We start from the raw sequence: 1,358 nt of genomic DNA on the forward strand, positions 1-1,358 counted from the left end.
CGCCGGTGGGCGGGTGGGCGCCGGTGGACGGGCGGGCGTCACCGGTCGGCGCGTCGGCGGACGGGCGGTGCCCGCGCGGCGGCCGGACGGGTCCGGCGGGCCGCGCGGGTGGGCCGGGGCGGGCCGGGGAGCCGTGTTCGATGCGTCCTCGCGGGGAATCCCCGGCCGGATCGATGGATACTCCCGGCGAAACTGTGAGAGTGTCTGGGGTCCGGCCAACGGACGCCCATGCCCGCGCGGCGGGCACCGCACCGGCAGGCGACGGCGGGCGTGCGGGAAGGCCGGCAGTGTTACCACACGTCACGCCTCTGGGGGGCATCGACCATGGACCCGAAGGACAAGGGACTGGAAGGCTCCGGCCACGACGCGCCGCGTCCGGGCCCCGGCCCGACCCCGGGCGCCTCGGGAGACACCCGGCCGCCGCTGCCGCGTCGCGAGCCGTCCGTGCCGGGTCCCGCCCGGAGCATCCCCGCCGAGCCGGCCGGGGGCCGGGCCGGCGGTCCGTCCGCGTCCGGCCGCGGGCCCGCCCCGACCCGTACCGTTCCGCTGGTGACCGGCGACCTGCTGCTGACGGTCAACCCCGTGGACGGCAGCGAGGTCGAGCCCTGCCCACCCGGCCGGCGCCCGGCCCGCCCCGCGCGCCGCCGTCCCGCCGAGCGCGCCGCCGCGGCGGGCGCGGGCGGTGGGGCGGTCCTGCCGCTGCTGGAGCGCGAGGAGGAGCGCGAGCGGCTGCGGCGGCTGCTCACGCGCGGGCGGTCGGCCCGCGTCACCGGCCCCTCCGGCGCGGGCCGCACCGCGCTGCTCGACGTCCTCGCGGCGGACTGCGACGGGCTGGCCCCGGACGGGGTCATACGGCTCTCCGGTTACCGCCGGGCCCCGGCCGACCTGCTGCACGAGCTGTACGCGGCCGTCTTCCCCGCCTCCCGGTACCGTCCCGACCGCGCGGAGCTGCTGGCGGCGGTACGGGGGATCGGCGCGGTGGTGGTCCTGGACGACATCGAGTTCGGCGGCACCGCGCTCGACGACTTCCTCGACGCGACGCCGGAGTGCGCGTTCCTGATCTCGGCCACCCGCGAGGTCCCGGCACCGTCCATCGACTCGCACGTCGAGGAGGTGTTCCTGTCCGGGCTCAGCCGGACGGCGTGCCGGGAGCTGCTGGAGCACGCCGTAGGTCGCCCGCTGACGCGGGAGGAGGCCGACTGGGCCTCGGACCTGTGGTTCGAGTCCGAGGGGCTGCCGCTGAGGTTCGTCCAGGCCGGTGCCCTGCTGCGGCAGCGCGACGCCCGGCGGGCCCGGCCCGGGGCCGCCGCGGGCGGGGGCGCAGGCGCCGAGGGCGTGCGCACCGGCGCGTCCGGCCC

General features: G+C 79.4%; 1 pseudogene. It reads left to right on the top strand.

Annotated elements, in window-relative coordinates:
* Positions 1 to 324: 324 nt before the first annotated feature.
* Positions 325 to 1,358, top strand: a pseudogene (locus RKE29_RS29860) (ATP-binding protein); the annotation flags it as partial.

Origin of the sequence: Streptomyces sp. B1866, assembly GCF_031932565.1 — a bacterium.
GTDB lineage: Bacteria > Actinomycetota > Actinomycetes > Streptomycetales > Streptomycetaceae > Streptomyces.